The sequence below is a fragment of the Nostoc sp. JL34 genome (genome assembly GCF_017114945.1).
Taxonomy (GTDB): Bacteria; Cyanobacteriota; Cyanobacteriia; order Cyanobacteriales; family Nostocaceae; genus Nostoc.
The window spans coordinates 19,818-36,313 of sequence record NZ_JABXKQ010000056.1; the positions used below are offsets into that span (position 1 = coordinate 19,818).

Annotated in this window: 9 protein-coding genes; 2 read left to right on the forward strand and 7 right to left on the reverse strand. The window is 43.5% G+C overall.

Annotation, left to right across the window (positions count from 1 at the left end; genetic code table 11):
* Positions 1-204: 204 nt before the first annotated feature.
* The 3 genes from pyk to HWQ44_RS11325 all read right to left on the reverse strand — a co-directional run bounded on the left by pyk (position 205) and on the right by HWQ44_RS11325 (position 5,038).
* Entirely contained in the window at positions 205-1,635 is a 1,431-nt protein-coding gene (gene pyk / locus HWQ44_RS11315; protein WP_292718479.1) for a pyruvate kinase, read from the reverse strand.
* Positions 1,636-1,909: 274 nt separating this feature from the next.
* Positions 1,910-2,953, reverse strand: a complete 1,044-nt coding sequence (gene gap / locus HWQ44_RS11320) for a type I glyceraldehyde-3-phosphate dehydrogenase (RefSeq protein ID WP_292718481.1) — start codon at positions 2,951-2,953, stop codon at positions 1,910-1,912.
* Between the two features lie 240 nt (positions 2,954-3,193).
* Positions 3,194-5,038, reverse strand: a complete 1,845-nt coding sequence (locus tag HWQ44_RS11325) for a VWA domain-containing protein (RefSeq protein ID WP_292718483.1) — start codon at positions 5,036-5,038, stop codon at positions 3,194-3,196.
* Positions 5,039-5,317: 279 nt separating this feature from the next.
* On the opposite strand from HWQ44_RS11325, the gene HWQ44_RS11330 reads away from it, so the two are divergent.
* Positions 5,318-5,677, forward strand: a complete 360-nt coding sequence (locus HWQ44_RS11330) for a Rieske (2Fe-2S) protein (RefSeq protein WP_292718485.1) — start codon at positions 5,318-5,320, stop codon at positions 5,675-5,677.
* Between the two features lie 142 nt (positions 5,678-5,819).
* Here HWQ44_RS11330 and HWQ44_RS11335 read toward each other — a convergent pair whose 3' ends face one another.
* A complete protein-coding gene (locus HWQ44_RS11335) occupies positions 5,820-6,365 on the reverse strand; it encodes an Hsp20/alpha crystallin family protein (protein ID WP_292718487.1) in 546 nt (181 codons plus the stop codon).
* Between the two features lie 503 nt (positions 6,366-6,868).
* Between HWQ44_RS11335 and HWQ44_RS11340 the strand changes: the two genes are divergently transcribed.
* Positions 6,869-12,628, forward strand: coding sequence for a PAS domain S-box protein (locus tag HWQ44_RS11340; RefSeq protein ID WP_292718736.1), 5,760 nt, complete (start codon positions 6,869-6,871; stop codon positions 12,626-12,628).
* Positions 12,629-12,744: 116 nt separating this feature from the next.
* On the opposite strand, the gene HWQ44_RS11345 is transcribed toward HWQ44_RS11340, so the two are convergent.
* From HWQ44_RS11345 to HWQ44_RS11355, 3 genes are all read right to left on the reverse strand, one after another.
* Positions 12,745-14,052 (reverse strand): CO2 hydration protein, encoded by a 1,308-nt coding sequence (locus tag HWQ44_RS11345; RefSeq protein WP_292718488.1) that lies wholly within the window; start codon positions 14,050-14,052, stop codon positions 12,745-12,747.
* A gap of 134 nt (positions 14,053-14,186) precedes the next feature.
* Positions 14,187-15,683 carry an NADH-quinone oxidoreductase subunit M gene (locus HWQ44_RS11350; RefSeq protein WP_292718490.1) on the reverse strand — a complete coding sequence of 499 codons (1,497 nt, stop codon included), beginning with the start codon at positions 15,681-15,683 and terminating at the stop codon, positions 14,187-14,189.
* 95 nt (positions 15,684-15,778) lie between these two features.
* Entirely contained in the window at positions 15,779-16,492 is a 714-nt protein-coding gene (locus tag HWQ44_RS11355; protein WP_292718492.1) for a carbonic anhydrase, read from the reverse strand.
* Positions 16,493-16,496 lie beyond the last annotated feature (4 nt).

The following is a 16,496-nucleotide window of genomic DNA, read 5'->3' on the forward strand; positions in this document are numbered from 1 at the left end:
GAGTGCTGAGTGCTGAGTTAGGAGTAGAGACACGATTAATCGCATCTGTACAAGAGTTATTATTCTCCTCCTTGTCTCCCCAGTCCTTAGTCCCCAATCACCAGTCCCCAGTCCTTAGTTCCTTCAATTTTGATTCTGGCAATTTTTCAGAATCATTGCCTAAGTTTGCTTACTATTCATAGCCACAGCCCTATTCTAAGTGCCTTATGCCGAAATTGGCTGTCCAATGGAATGCACTTTGATTAAACTAGTTGTGCCCGATTTACCAATTGGAACACCAGAGGTAATTACTACCTTATCGCCCTTATTCGCTAGACCCATGTCTACAACTGTGTTCACCACATTGGTAAACATCTCTTCGGCATTGTGGACTGGTGGGATCAGCAAAGCTTCCACACCCCAAGAAAGTGCTAGTTGGCGATAAGCGGTGATGTCAGAAGTGAGGGCAATAATGGGAGAAGTAGGGCGGTATTTAGATACCATTCTCGCCGTACTTCCTGATGAAGTGTTACAGAGAATTGCCCGTGAGCCTGTTTCATAAGCGATGCGACACACAGATTCTGCCACAGATTCAGTAACGCTGAGACTGCCTGCTTCATGACACCAAGCATGTTTGCTACCCTCATCTAGAGCCTGTTCTGTCCGCACGGCGATGTTGTGCATCATCTGGACGGCGGCGATGGGATATTGTCCGACAGCGGTTTCACCAGAAAGCATTACTGCATCCGTACCATCTAAGATGGAGTTGGCAACATCGGTTGCTTCAGCGCGGGTGGGATCAGGAGCGCTAATCATCGACTCTAGCATTTGGGTGGCTGTAATCACCGGCTTGCCAGCCCGATTGCAACGACGAATAATATCTTTTTGAATTAGGGGTACTTCATGAATTGGCACTTCCACCCCTAAATCGCCACGGGCAATCATAATCGCATCGGCAACCTTCAGAATGGAATCAAAATTCTCTACTGCTTCTGCTCTTTCGATTTTGGCAATTAAGCGGATGGAAGCACCAGCTGCTTCAATCATTCGTCTGGCAGGTTCTAAGTCTTGTGGCGATCGCACGAAGGACACCGCTACCCAGTCTACACCCAACTGAATCCCAAAGCGCAGATCCAGCAAGTCTTTTTCGGTGATCGAACTAACAGGTAAAGGAGTTTGGGGCAGGTTCACTCCCTTGTGCGTAGAAATTAACCCGCCAATTTTTACTTGGGCCCGAATGCGATCGGCATCGCGATCAGTGACTATCAACTTGACGCGACCATCATTAATCAAAATCGGTTCGCCTGGTCGCACCATTGCGAATAAAGTCGGCAATGGTAGGGGTAGTTCGTCGATACTGTCACCTTTTTCTTGCAAAACAAAGGTGACTTCACTACCAGCTTCCAGATTTAACCCTTCCGGTGGTAAAGTTCCCAAACGAATTTTGGGGCCACACAGGTCTTGCATAATTGCGATCGGCTTTTGTTGCTCAGTACTAATCTGTCTAAGATACTGAGCCGTTTGGGCGTGGAATTCATAAGCCCCGTGGGAAAAATTCAGCCGTGCTACATTCATTCCAGCTTCTACTAAGGCTTGCAGCTTTTCAAGTGCAGATGTAGCCGGGCCAACAGTACAAATGATTTTGGTTCGACGCATAGGGATTGGGGGTTGAGGAGTAACCTGCAAATTTGGATGCTTTGAGCGTAGGCGTAGCCTGTCGTAGACATCGCACAAAACATCCAAATTTACAGGTGCTTCATATCACTGGTTTGCTAAATAAAAATACTAGATTGCGTTTTATTTTCGGAGTATTTACCATTTCACCCAAATCCCAAATTGGGTACTGGGTACTGGGGATTAGGGATTGGGGAAGAAACTTAATTACTAATGCCCCATGCCCCATGCCCCATGCCCAATTCCCAATTCCTAATCAAACCATAGCCGCTGTCGTGGCGAGTTTTTCCTTCTGTGACATAGACAACATCAGGTCAATCACGCGATTTGAGTAGCCCCACTCGTTGTCATACCAGGCAATTACCTTGAAGAAGTTGGAATTCAACTCAATCCCAGCACCTGCGTCGAAGATGCTGGAATGGGTATCGCCTTGAAAATCTGTGGAAACTACTTCTTCGTCTGTGTAACCCAAAATACCCTTTAGTGAACCTGCGGCAGCTTCCTTCATGGCAGCACAGATTTCCTTATAACTAGTGGCTTTGGCTGTTTTGAAAGTTAAATCAACTACAGAGACATCGGGAGTCGGAACTCGTAATGCCATCCCAGTTAACCTGCCCTTCAATTCTGGTAAAACCAGTGCTACGGCTTTCGCTGCGCCTGTGGAAGAGGGAATAATATTTTGGGATGCACCTCGACCACCCCGCCAGTCTTTCTTGCTGGGGCCGTCTACAGTTGGCTGAGTGGCAGTCATGGCATGGACTGTAGTCATCAACCCTTCAGTCAACCCAAAGTTGTCATTAATCACCTTAGCTATGGGAGCTAGACAATTTGTAGTGCAGCTAGCATTGGAAACAATGATATCCTTGCTAGGATCAAATAGGTGATGATTGACACCGATTAACAGGGTAGTAACTCTATCTGGATCTTTGGTGGGAGCGGAAATTACCACTCGCTTTGCACCTGCCTTCAGGTGGTTTGCAGCTCCTTCGTAGTCAGTGAAGAGTCCGGTCGCTTCCACGACATAATCTGCACCTAATTTTCCCCAAGGTAACTCTGCTGGATTCCTAACTGACACACAAGGAATGAAATGTCCGTCAATCAGGATGCCGTCTTCCTTGGCTTCAACCTTTTGCTTTAATTGGCCGTGGGTTGAGTCGTACTTTAATAAATAAGCAAGGTTATCTGGTGGTACTAAGTCGTTAATGCCCACAAACTCAATGTTGGGATTATCGATGCCAGCGCGAAGCACAAGTCGTCCGATTCGACCGAAGCCATTGATACCGACTTTCAATTTAGTCAAGATTAAACCTCCCGTTGTGGAAGTTGAACAAAAGGAGAAAGTTAAAAGTCAAAATAGATTGCCTTTTACTCTTTACTCTTTGATCCTGACAGTCTCAGTCGGCTAAGGCATATTTACTTGGCATCTTTTAAGGATTGGGGACAAGAGGCAGAGGGGCAGAGGTGCGGAGGGGCAGAGGGGAATAAACTTACTGCAACTTCTCCTCTGCTCCCTTGCTTCTTCGCCAGTCCCCAATTCAACTCAATTAGTAGTAGGTTGGACAAATCGCTTAATTTCACCACAGGCAATATAAGATTTGCCATCAGGTGCGGTTTTGACTTCATCAACGACGTAAAGCATTCCTTCTTCCCGAACCGATCGCGGAAAACGCATGTTCCAATCCGGTTCATATCCGTCGGAAACTACTCTAGCACGGAGTTTGCTGCCATCTTTGACACACTGAACTAAAATGCTGTCCCCTACACTGTCAGCTGTGGGAAGATCAGCAGCACTGGCGGGGCCTTTGGAAGCTTTACCTGTGTTAGTGAAATTCGATTGTTTAGGGGCAACGAAAATATCTGCTTCACCGGGTTGAGCAAAACGGGTGATATTACCACGGACACGGTAGAAAGTGGCATCACTTGAGAGTTCCAGTCCTTCAACAACATAGCGTGCCCCCTCGGCACGAATGGCCCGGGGAAACTGGACGTTCTTGGTTGAATCGTAACTTTCGGACACGACTTTGACCCGCAGTTTACCCCCTTCACGAACGCAGTACAATTCAACACCTGAACCGACTTGATTCACAATCGGCATCGCGTACACTTCATCGCCAGTAGTGACACCTCGACCCACCAGATCGCTGCGATTGCGCGTCATCGTCTGGTAAGTTTGATCGCGCATCTCTTTCCGTCCAGCATTGCCTAGAGCTTTTTGGGCGATCCGACCTGCGAAATACTCAAGTTGATCGATCTCTTCAGCAATTTCAAAATTTTCGTTCAACCCTTTATCTCGCAAATCTTTCACAAGCGCCCGGAGGATTTGTTCCGCTTCCTGATGCTTGCCATGTTCAGCTAGATTGAGGCCAGTCTCTTTGGCTTTAGCGATGGTGAGGCGACTCAGTTCCAGGATGATATGGCTCGTAGAGGCAAAAGCTGCTTCTTCGACAGTGCCAACTTTAGCGACAACATCTACTATGCCTGAGACACTTTGAATCAGGTCATTTTGTACAACATCAGCGCTGTAATGCAACTTCATCACAGGTAAATCACCAACTTGAGCGCTTGAGATTAGCAAACTCAAACCGAGAAGTTTGTCTTCGCCCTCGTAAAGCTCTCCCAAGGTGAGGACAGCTTGACCAGCGTCATTCTGGCTAACTTTAGCAAGACTTAAGGTATCAACAAGGCTGACACCATCAGCCAACTCCAGTGTCACCTTGAGATTCTGTCCCACTACTGCTCTGAGACTGTCTAACTCAATACTAAACACTTCAGTTGCTTCATCAATGCTCTGAATGAAGTAGAAGTTGCCCGTGGCGGCCCTTGCCATACCAATTAGCAGGTCTTCATTGAAACCCTGAGCAAAACCTAACGTAGTTGTGGTAATGCCTTCCTCAGCTTTTTGCCCCGATGTCGCTGTCAGTACTTTGGGGTCTTGAATACCCATATTAGCGTGACCATCGGTAAGCAGGAGAACACGGTTGATTTTTTGCGGATCAAGTCGCGTCTTCACGTGTTCACAGCCTTTGAGCCATCCCCCCGATAAGTTGGTAATACCGCCTGCTCTCACCTTGCGGATATAATTTTTCAGTGCGCTCTTGTTAGTCACAGCTTGGGGTGGCACAACGCTGTCCACTTCATCGTCGTAAACAACTACTGAAAGAATGTCATCTGGCTCAAGCTGATCTACTACAGACTCAGCGGCTTTGAGTGCGTGATGCAAGGGAGCGCCTGCCATAGAGCCAGAACGGTCAATTACAAGAGAAAGGTTAAGGTTACGTCGGGGAGATTCAGCTATGTCAGCACGAAAACGTAGCAGAATATTAGTCTTTAATGAAGATCCTGCGGGGAGGATAGACTGGTCAAATTCGTAACTTGTCTTAATCATTTTTTATATCCCTCAAAATTGTCTGTTATCAGCTACAATCCCTATCATGCAGGGACAGTCAGGGCTTTATTTAGTTTACCCAAAAATATTTTTATTCAGTGTAGAAGTTGGATTTAATGTAAGATTTTATAGTTTTGGTATCTCACTAGCGATCGCTCTTTCGGGAAAAGTTTGCTAGCTGCTGACTTTATCCTTCCCGACTCTCCAGTACTGAAAGGCGATCGCACTGGTCACTATTGCGGGAAACTGAAAGCAGATATATTAGGAGAGGAGAACCTAATGAGCTGGACTAAAGTTCTTGCAGTTGAAGCACTTTCCCCTGGTACGCGACAAGTGGTGAAAGTTGGCAACCGGAAAATTCTGGTTTTGAATCACGAAAATCAGCTTTATGCTGTAGATAACACCTGTCCCCACTTAAAATTACCGCTGAAAAGTGGGAAAATAACTGAAAGTGGGGCAATTGTTTGTTCCTTCCATCACAGTGCTTTTGACCTGCGGACTGGTGAGGTAAAAGATTGGTGTTCCTGGCCACCTGGGGTAGGTAAGGTACTCTCGTTAGTTTCACAACCAAAGACACTACCAGTGTTTCCGGTTCGTGTGGAAGAAGGCAGTATCTGGGTTGATGTGCAAGAGGAATAACACCTCTTTCTGAATTTACCAAAACAGTACTGAATAAAAAAAGCAATAAAAACCCCAGCCAATGAGTTTAGCTGGGGTTTTTATCAAAATTTACCTACTTCAGAGATATAGGAACTTTTGAATGAGAGAATAGAACATCTTCTCAAGCAGTTTGAACGCTTTCTTGCGATCTAATGTTGGGTTGTGTGTTCCCATTGCCAGCTTCTATAGAAGCTGTTGTAGAACTTTCAGATTGGCCTAAATTCACTTTGAATACCTTGGTCTGCTCTTGCTCCAGTTTGGGTAAAGTCAAGATTAAAATCCCATCTTTTAGGTCTGCCTTAACTTGTTGATTCTGAACTTTGGTTGGCAGAGGAATTATTCTAGTGAACTTGCCATACCGGAATTCCGAATGAACTTTAGCGTTAGATTCGGAATGTTTTTTGTAACGATGCTCACCAGCAATCGAAACTGCATCTTGAGTAACTTGAACATCCATGTCTTGACGTTCCACGCCTGGAATCTCAACTCTTAATAGCAATTCGGAACCATTGTCAGATAATTCCACAGCAGGAACCCACGCTGTTCTTGGTGATGGAGAAATCTCGGAGTTGCCGCGCTCGGCTACTGTAAGCTCAGAGAAGAGTTGATCCATTTGACGACGCAGAATCTCCATTTCACGGAATGGTTCCCAACGAATCAGTGCCATATCTCAATATCTCCTTAACTTTCCAATTCAATTTTGGGTAATCAAACTAAGTTTTAGAGGTATTTAGAGGTTGCAGATATTTAAGCAATTACCGAACCTCTAGTTTTTTAGAGAGGAGCTTTATTTGCTTTATTTCTTCTCTCTAGTAAGTAATTTAATAAAATAAAAATCTCAAAATAGTTGGGTAAACCGTACAGACACAGGTCGAATTTACCGTATCAAACAAAAAAAGGGTGAAAAGCTTGAGAATCGTTGATGTCAAAGTAAGTAGGCAATAAGAAATTAAACTATATTACATAATGTAAATTTAACTAAATTCGCTTGTAGTCAAAGGCTCCAGCCCATTCTAAGGACTAGGGTCGCTGATTCTTCTCTTGACGTGAAGTATGGTGGTAAGCGACGATGATTTTATTTACAATCTGGTAACAGAGTTTTGCTTTCTGATTTCATGTTCTGTTTGATTTAACAAATTACTCTTGATAGAAATTAACTTAGTAACTGATATGGATGCTAAAAAAATAAAAATTTTATTAGTTGATGACAACTTAGAGAATTTACATTTTTTATCAGACATCCTTAAAAATAAAGGTTATCAAGTGCAAAGTGTGATTTCTGGACAATTGGCAATCAATACGGTGCTTGCTTCTCCCCCTGATTTGCTCTTGCTAAATGTTTGCATGTTAGAGATGGATATTTATGAAGTTTGTCAACAGTTGAAAGCTAACTATAAAACTCAAGAGATGCCGATAATTGTTTTCGGTGCTTTAGATGAATTATCTGAAGAAGTAAACGGATTAGATTTAGGCAATATTGACTATATTACTCAACCATTCCAAACTAAAGAAGTATTATTGCGCGTACAAAATCAACTCACTATCCAAAGGCTGAAAAAACAGTTAAAAGAACAAAAGGCTCAACTGCAACGGGAGAGAAAAGAGCGGCAACGGGTTGCAGGAGAGTTAAATATTCGCAACAGACAAATAGAAGATATTTTAAAACAAATTCCCTTTAGCATTAGCAAAACCTTTTGTAGAGAAGTTTACCAAAGTGAACGTCTGTTAGTCGAAGCCGCCCTGGAGAAGAGTGAAAGTCAGTATCGCCACCTAGTGGAGACATCCCAGGATATGATCTGGTCGGTGAACATTGATGGACTAATTACCTTTGTCAACCCGGCAGTCAAACAGATTTATGGCTACGAACCGCAGGAAATGATCGGGCGTGCCTTGACTGATTTCATCTCGCCTACACAAGTTGCTCAAGATAAAGTAGCCTTTGAGCGTGTTCTTCAGGAAAAGCCTATTTTCCAACATGAAACTAGCTGTGTAGCTAAAGATGGTACCTTACTTTATCTAATGTTTAATGCGATCGCATTACGCAATGAAGAGGGTTTAGTTATAGGGATGACAGGCACTGCTAGTAATATTACACAGCGCCGAGGTATAGAAAAACTACTCCAAGAAAGCGCGATTAAGCTCCGCAATCATAACCTAGTGCTAACCCAACTGGCACAAAATCAGACCCTTTATCAGGGTGACTTGAAAGCAGCTTTGAGTAAAATTACAGAAACAGCTGTCAAAAATATTGGAATGGAACGAGCCAGTGTTTGGTTGTATGACGAAACAGGCACGAAAATCCAGTGTTTTGATTTATATGAGGGCAGTCGCAATCAACATAGCGAAGGACTTTCCTTATCAGCAGCAGACTATCCAGCTTATTTTGCAGCTTTGCAACAAGACCAACCAATCGCCACAGATGATGCCTATAACGATCCCAGAACTAGAGAATTTTTTGCATGTTACTCAAAATTAAACGTTACCTCTGTACTCGATACACCCATAAGGCTGGAGGGCAAGACCGTAGGAGTTTTATGTATGGAGGCAGTGGGGGTTGCTCATCATTGGACGCTGGAAGATCAAAATTTCGCTCGTTCTCTGGGCAATTTAACATCCTTGGTGTTGGAGGCAATAGAACGCCAACGCGCAGAAGCAGCGCGACGGGCTTCTGAAGAAAAGTTAGCATCGGCTTTTCGGTCATCTCCCGACCCAATTGCCTTAATTACGGTTCCCAACAAACACTATGTCGAAGTTAACGACAGCTTTTGTCGGTTTTTTGGTTATTCTCGGTCTCAGGTGATTGATCGCACCGATGAAGAATTGAATATTTGGGTGAATCCAGAAGAATATAATTTTCTTACCCACATCCTGCAACAAACAAAAGCTATCCGCAACTATGAGATTGATGTCTGCACAGCAACAGGAGAAATCAGGACAACCCTGTTGAGTGCAGAAATGATCAAGATTAATGGGCAATGGTACGTACTGGGTACTGCCAAAGATATTACTGAACGCAAGCAGGCAGAAAATGAAAGCCGTTTATTACTGTTGACAACCCAAGCCATCACTCGCGCTAGTAATGTCAACAGCGCCTTAGCAGTAGTCTTGCGCTTAATTTGTCACACCATTAACTGGGATTTTGGTGAAGCATGGATACCTAATGAAGATGGGACTGTTTTAGAACATAGTCTAGGCTGGTACGGTGAGGAGAGTAGTTTAGCAGAATTCTCTCGCCAAAGCCAAACCGTGAAATTCCCTCAGGGAGTGGGATTACCAGGAAGAGTTTGGCAAAGCCAGAAGCCAGAATGGATAGAAGATGTTTCTAAAGTTACACAACAAATTTTTCTGCGATCGCGACAAGCAGCAAAGGTGGGATTAAAAGCTGGTTTTGGTGTTCCCATACTGGCTGGGAACCAAGTATTAGCCGTTTTAGTGTTTTTTAAACGTAGCTCAGTCTTGGTAGATAGACGTTTGCTCTTGCTCGTCAGTGCTGTGGCTGCTCAGTTGGGTGGGTTGATTGAACGCAAAACCCTAGAACAAGAATTAGCACTCAGAGAAGCTCGCCTCAATGCCTTTTTTAGCAGTGCTCCCGTCGGCATGAATATTGTAGATAACCAGCTGCGGTTTGTGCAAATCAACCAACTGCTGGCGGAGATTAATGGACTACCCCAGCAAGATCATATTGGCCAGACCATCCATCAAGTCTTACCCCACAGCGTTCCCCTAGTGGAACCAATTTATCAACAAGTGCTGTTGACTGGTCAACCCATTCTCAATCAAGAATTAAGCAGCGCATCAATTAAACAACCAGATATTATCCGCCACTTCTTAGCTTCTTATTTTCCGATTCCTGGTGAGGACGATCGCCCCTCTGGTGTCGGCACAGTTTTAGTAGAAATTAGCTATCGCAAACAGGTCGAACAAGAACTGCGTTTAGCCAACGAACGCCTAAAATATCTGCTCACCTCTAGCCCTGTAGTGATTTATAGCAGCAAAACATCAGAGGATTTTAGCACGACCTTTATCAGTGAGAACGTTAAAGAAATGGTGGGCTACGAAGCGCGGGAATTTATTGATAATTCCAATTTCTGGCTCCATCACGTCCACCCACAAGATATTGAACTGATCTCGAAAAAATTTTTCCACCTTGTTGAGCAGGAGTACATTTCCTACGAATACCGCTGGTTACATGCTGATGGAACTTATCACTGGTTCTACGAAAAGATGAGATTAATTCGTGACGAAGTTGACTACCCCATAGAATGGGTTGGTTATTGGGCAGACATTAACGATCGCAAGTTAGCAGAACTGGCTTTGCATAAAGGTCAACAGCGATATCAACTTCTAGCCGAAGCCTCACCAGCTTGTATATTTCACACTGATGTGAATGGCAATGTCTTATATTTTAATCAACGCTGGAGTGAGATTACTGGATGCAGTTTAGAAGAGTCTCTGGGAACAGGTTGGGCAAATGCCGTACATCCAGACGACCGCGAGCAGCTATTGTTGGTATGGAATCAAGCAACATCTGCTAAGTCAACGTATAAGTATGAACATCGCTTTTTGCGTGATGATAGTACAGTCGTCTGGGTAATTTGTCAGGCTTTGCCAGAATTTGGAGATGATGGAGAAATTAAAGGTTATATCGGTACAATTACAGATATTACCGAGAGAAAATTGGCAGAAGAAGCCTTGCGTGAGAGTGCAGAACGCGAAAGAGCGATCGCCCAAGTAATTCAAAGGATGCGCCAAACACTCGATTTAGAAACGATATTTGCGGCTACGACCGAAGAATTACGGCAAGTACTCAACTGCGATCGGGTTGTTGTTTATCGTTTCAATCCCCACTGGAATGGGGAATTTGTCTCCGAGTCGGTGGGTAACGGTTGGGTTTCTCTAATAGAAGAACACAATAATGATCCTCATCTCACAGAAGATGTCTTTCAAGATGAACGTTGCCTAGCGAAAATTTTGGATAGCACGGATAATCAGGTAGAAGATCCTCAACTGCAAGTAATCCAAGGTACAAGTTTCCGCTGTGTCCCAGACATTTACAACGCTGAGTTTCATCCTGCTTATATCAACCTCTTAGAGCGCTTTCAGGCTAAAGCCTACATTATTGTCCCCATTTTATATGGTAGTCAGCTTTGGGGATTACTAGCGAGTTATCAAAATTCCGATCCCCGCCAATGGAAACCAGAAGAAATCAACATCGTAGTTCAAATTGGCAATCAGTTGGGTGTTGCTTTACAGCAGGCACAATTGCTGGCGCAAACTCAAAGGCAGTCACAAGCATTGCAAGAAGCTGTGATCGTTGCTGATGCTGCCAATCGCGCCAAAAGCGAATTCCTTGCCAACATGAGCCACGAGCTGCGTACCCCACTTAACGCCATCCTCGGTTTTACCCAAGTCATGAGCCACGATCGTGATTTATCCAGTGAACATCAGCAAAATCTAGCAATCATCAATCGGGCTGGCGAACATCTCCTCAACTTAATCAACGACATTTTGGAAATGTCTAAAATTGAAGCCGGCAGAATCACATTAAATCTCAACAGTTTTGATTTAATTCGCCTCTTGGAAAACCTCGAAGAGATGTTGCGCTTTCGCGCCACCTCTAAAGGATTAGAATTAGTCTTTGAATATACATCTCACCTCCCCCAGTACATCCAAGTTGACGAAAGTAAACTGCGTCAAGTCTTGCTTAACCTCCTGGGAAATGCAATCAAATTTACCGATACTGGGAGGGTGACATTGCGGGTGGGGATGGGGACTGGGGACTGGGGATTGGGGACTGGGGACTGGGGAGCAGGGGGAGCAGGGGAGCAGAGGAGAATAATTAATCTTCAATTCTCAATGCCCAATGACGGCAGTTGCTCCACTTGGGGAGACCCCATCGCTTTTAGCGTCTCCCCTTGGGAGAAGACCGCACTGCCTTCCCAATGCCCAATGCCCAATACTCAATGCCTAATCTTCGAGGTACAAGACACTGGTTGCGGTATTGCCCCACAAGAAATTAACTTGCTGTTTGAAGCTTTTGGGCAAACTGAAACCGGAAGGAAATCGCAACAGGGAACAGGACTAGGTTTAGCAATTAGCCGCAAATATGTGCAATTAATGGGGGGAGATATTAGCGTCACCAGCACCATTGGTGAGGGAAGTAAATTTGCTTTTGATATTCAAATTGGTCTAGCCACAGCCAGCGAAATCCAGATCAAAAAAACTAGACGCGAAGTTATTAGTTTAGCGTCCGCTCAAAGTGAATACCGCATCTTGGTGGTTGATGACTCTACAGACAGCCGTTTAGTGCTAATGAAAATTCTGACATCCATCGGTTTTGTAGTCCAGGAAGCTGCAAATGGTACTGAAGCGATCGCACTTTGGCAGACATGGCAACCACACCTAATCTTAATGGATATGCGGATGCCAATTATGGACGGCTATGAAGCCACAAAAATTATTAAAGCTAGAGAAGAAACCTCAATTCAAAATTACAAAACCATTATTATCGCCTTAACTGCTAATGCCTTTGAGGAACAACGAGAGGCAATGATCAAAGCAGGTTGTGATGATTATATTAACAAGCCCTTCCGTGAGGAACAATTACTAGAGAAATTGAGCGAATATTTAGGAGTTCAATATATTTATCAAGAAGAAAGTTATCAGGTCGCAAATGTAAGGCAACAGGAAATAGAATCAGTGTTGACGCTTACGGATTTAGCGACTCTATTATCTAAAATGTCGCCGGAATGGGTGAAACAGGTCTACACTGCCGCAGCCCAATGCAGTGATGACCTGATTTTAGAATTGATTGAGCAAATCCCTTCAGAAAAGGCGGTACTGCAAAATTTTATTCAGAATTTAGCTCATAATTTTCAGTTTGAGAAAATTATGGAGTTGACGAGTATTGCTGGAGGATTATTCAGTTAGTCATAATTGTAGATTGGGTTTGAATAAGGCTTAATCCTCAAAAAAATAGGGAATTAGAGCAAGTATTTTCAAAAAAATCAGCCCCCTTAAAAAAAGGGGGAAAGTGGGGAGATATCTTATCTATAATCTTGCTTTTGAATACTTCCCAAACGTGCAGCATCCCGAATATTATATTCGGATCGAGTAAAGCGATTTAGCTGCATTTCAAAAAAATCTCGATTAGCTTGTAAATGCTTGGGATTTTGGTCATCTAATGGATATAAAAGTGCAGTTCGCAAAGCTTGAATTACCGCAGAAGTGACACAGTACATTGACCGTTGAAAACTCACTCCCAACTGAATCAACATATCTTCTTCACCCCGGCAATGTTGGCTGTAATAATTAACAAGATATGGTGGTAAAAAATGCAGCATATCTTGCATTAATAATGTGGGGGGAATGCCAGCAGTACCCACTGGAAATACATCAGCGTAAAGAATGCCATAGTGAAAGTCTTTCTGGTCTTCTGGCACTTGACGCGCTTGAGCATTATAAGATTTTGTTCCTCGGAAGGGTGCAGTGCGGTAGAAAACAGCTTCTACATAAGGTAATGCAGCTTCGTATAGCCACATGAAACCCTTGGATTTGGGGACAATTTCGTAGCATTCACCACGAATATAAACGTGATGGTAAATAGGACGACCTGCGATCGCAAATATACCATTAACTATGAAGCTCATCGCCTCTGGGACGCTGGTAATAGTACCTTCGTCATAGCGGTCTGACATTTCAAAGAATACTGGGGCCATGATTTCCCAGAATAAGCCCAGGTTAGCGTAGTATGACATCTGGCGGCACTGTTCCAAAAACATATCGGGGAACAGGTTGTAAAGTCCCAGCATGACTGGGTTTCCTTGGAAGTAAGCTTTAATTGCTCGGTCGGCGTTGGCTTTGTATTCTTCAGAATCTAGGTAAGGATCAAATTGTCCACCCATGCCCCTGTGCCATAACATCGCCCGCATACAAGCTTCCGCAAATTCCATGTTAATGCGATCGTGGAACAAGTGATGCAGTAACTTTGGCATTTTGAAAGTTTCACCTTTCTCGATAAATGCCAAAAGTTCTGGATGTGCAGTAGCTTCGCCGCGCCAAATTCGTAAATCGGCATCATCACCAGCGTAATGATTATGCAGTTCTAAATACTCTTTGGGCAAGAAGTATTTAAAGAAGGGTAACGGGTTTAAAAATTCGCGTTCGGCAATATAAAGTAAGTCACGCCAGTAGAAATCCATCGGTACAGCATAAGCTTTGTATAAACCGATGATTTGCATCAAATTTTCTGGAGTATCGGGTAACATTGCACCGCCTGCTTCTAAGCGGTGGATTACTTCGGCAAATTCGTGTTTGGAAGGAGGTAATTTAATTGCTGTTTTAATTGCTGTCATGGTAATCGTAAATTGGTAGAGACGCGATTTATCGCGTCTGGGGGATAGGTTTTGAGACGCAATTTCTCGCGTGTAGGGGGATAGATTTTGAGACGCGATAAATCGCCGTCTCTACAAGTGTTTTGATGTATTTTCTATTTCAGCGCTACTTCAGAGATTACGGTTTTTTCTAAGGGGGTAATTGCAGCCACCATTGTTGTAGTTGTGGATTCACTCCAACGCACTAACCAAGTGGGTTGTACTCCTAAAAAGATGATGAAAGCTGCCAAGATTAAAGCTGGGATTTTCTCAGACCAAAGAACTTTAGGATAGTAGGCGAAGTTATCGAGTTTGCCAAAACAGGTGCGGTTGAGGAGGATGACAAAATAAACTGCGGTTAATCCACTAGCGACTACACACAAAATAGTCGGGATGGGAAAAGCAGAGAAACTACCTTGAAAGACGAGAAATTCGGCAATAAATCCTGTTAAACCGGGAATACCTGCGCTAGCCATTCCACTTAAAACTAATAAAGCGCTAATTAAGGGTATACCGCGTATAGGACTCATTAAACCATTGAGTTTATCTAACTCGCGTGTACCGACTTTGGCTTCTACGACTCCCACCAAGTGGAAGAGAATCGCCAAGATGATACCGTGGCTGAACATTTGGGCGACTGCACCAACGAGTGCTAAGGGAGTACTAGCAGCACCAGCTAATAAAATATAGCCCATGTGACCGACGGAACTGTATGCTACCATGCGCTTGATATCTTTTTGAGCGATCGCAACTACTGCCCCATAGATGGCGCTGATGGCTCCCCAAATTGCTAAAGTCGGTGCAATAATGCTCCAAGCGTGGGGAAACATACCCAACCCAAATCGCAGCAATCCATAGGTTCCTAGCTTTGCTAACACGCCACCGAGAAGAATGGCGATTGGTGCTGAAGCCTCAACATAAGCATCGGGTAGCCAAGTATGGAAGGGAATTAAGGGAATTTTAATGCCAAAACCTAATACTATTCCTGCTAGTAAAAGGATTTGCTTTGTTGTTGAGAGGTTTTCTGTAGAGACTGCATCAAAAGCAAAATTGGTAGAACCACTCAGCCACACCATACCCAAGAATGTCGCCAGAATTAAGGCTCCCGAAACAGCAGTATAAATCAGGAATTTCATCCCAGCATAACCCCGTTTTGCCCCTCCCCAAATGGAAATTAGCAAATAGAAGGGGATTAATTCTAGTTCGTAAAATAGGAAGAATAGCAGCAAATTCTCTGCTAGAAAAGCACCTGCGACTCCTCCACTAACTAATAAAATCATGGAGTAGAACAGCCGAGGGCGTTCAGTTTCTTGACTACTGCTGTAAATAGCAATCCAGGTAAGCAGACTATTTAACACCAACATCAAGATGGAAAGCCCATCAACACCTATTTGATAGCTCAAGCCAAGGGTTTCATTCCAGGGTAAATACTCTTTAAATTGCATTCCTGGATTGTTGATATCAAATTTTAACAGGATAAACAGGTTCCAGAAGAGAACTATTCCCGAAAAAATTAATGCTATTAAACGAATGCGATGCTTAGGTATGCTTACAGGTAATATTGCTATGAAAAGAGCAGCGAATATCGGCAGCCAAATCAAGACACTTAACATGGTAATTTTGTCCTTTGTTCTTGGTCATTTGTCCTTTGTCTTTTGTCCTGTATGACTTACTCTTAGCCAATGACTAATGACAAAGGACAAAAAATCTAACTTACTATACTAATTTCTCCAGTATCTAAATCGTAATAACCACCGACTATTTTCAGTTTTTCTGCCTTGATTAACTCAGATAAAACTGTCGATGATTTCAATTTTTCAACTTGCGCTAAAACATTTGCTTTACAAGCATTTTCTAACTTATCTCCTGATTTTGCTTTGGAGCTTTCTACACTTGGTTTAATTGCTTCAAGTAAACTTCCAATTCGCCCTGGCACTTCAGCACCTTTAATCGCGGCCTCTACCGCACCACATCTTTCATGCCCCACTACCATGATGACTTTGGAACCTAATACTAAGCTCCCAAATTCTAAGCTACCAATTTGCTGTGTCGTGGCAATATTACCAGCTATCCGGCAGACAAATAAATCTCCAAGTCCTTGATCAAAAACAATCTCTGAAGGGACTCGTGAATCTGCACAACCGAGAATAGAAGCGAAGGGTTTTTGACCTTTAGCAACTTCGACTAAACGTGAATATGTTTGGTCAGGATTACGACGTTTTCTTTTAGCAAACCTTTCATTTCCATCTAATAGCTCTTGCAGTGCCTTATCGGGTGTAATCTCTTCTTCTACTGGTTTTTTTTCGGCTGCAAGCAAGTTTGAACCAAGTCCGGCTGTCAATACACCTGTACCGATCGCACCTGCACCAAACTTCAATAAACCTCTTCTGGAAAGATTGATTTGGGGATGTTGTATGCTCATGAAA

Excerpts from the sequence above, each read along its gene's own strand:
- pyk (WP_292718479.1), bottom strand. The coding sequence starts at position 1,635 with ATGCGTCGAACCAAAATCATTTGTACTGTTGGCCCGGCTACATCTGCA.
- HWQ44_RS11325 (WP_292718483.1), bottom strand. The coding sequence starts at position 5,038 with ATGATTAAGACAAGTTACGAATTTGACCAGTCTATCCTCCCCGCAGGA.
- HWQ44_RS11330 (WP_292718485.1), top strand. The coding sequence starts at position 5,318 with ATGAGCTGGACTAAAGTTCTTGCAGTTGAAGCACTTTCCCCTGGTACG.
- HWQ44_RS11335 (WP_292718487.1), bottom strand. The coding sequence starts at position 6,365 with ATGGCACTGATTCGTTGGGAACCATTCCGTGAAATGGAGATTCTGCGT.
- HWQ44_RS11340 (WP_292718736.1), top strand. The coding sequence starts at position 6,869 with ATGGATGCTAAAAAAATAAAAATTTTATTAGTTGATGACAACTTAGAG.
- HWQ44_RS11345 (WP_292718488.1), bottom strand. The coding sequence starts at position 14,052 with ATGACAGCAATTAAAACAGCAATTAAATTACCTCCTTCCAAACACGAA.
- HWQ44_RS11350 (WP_292718490.1), bottom strand. The coding sequence starts at position 15,683 with ATGTTAAGTGTCTTGATTTGGCTGCCGATATTCGCTGCTCTTTTCATA.
- HWQ44_RS11355 (WP_292718492.1), bottom strand. The coding sequence starts at position 16,492 with ATGAGCATACAACATCCCCAAATCAATCTTTCCAGAAGAGGTTTATTG.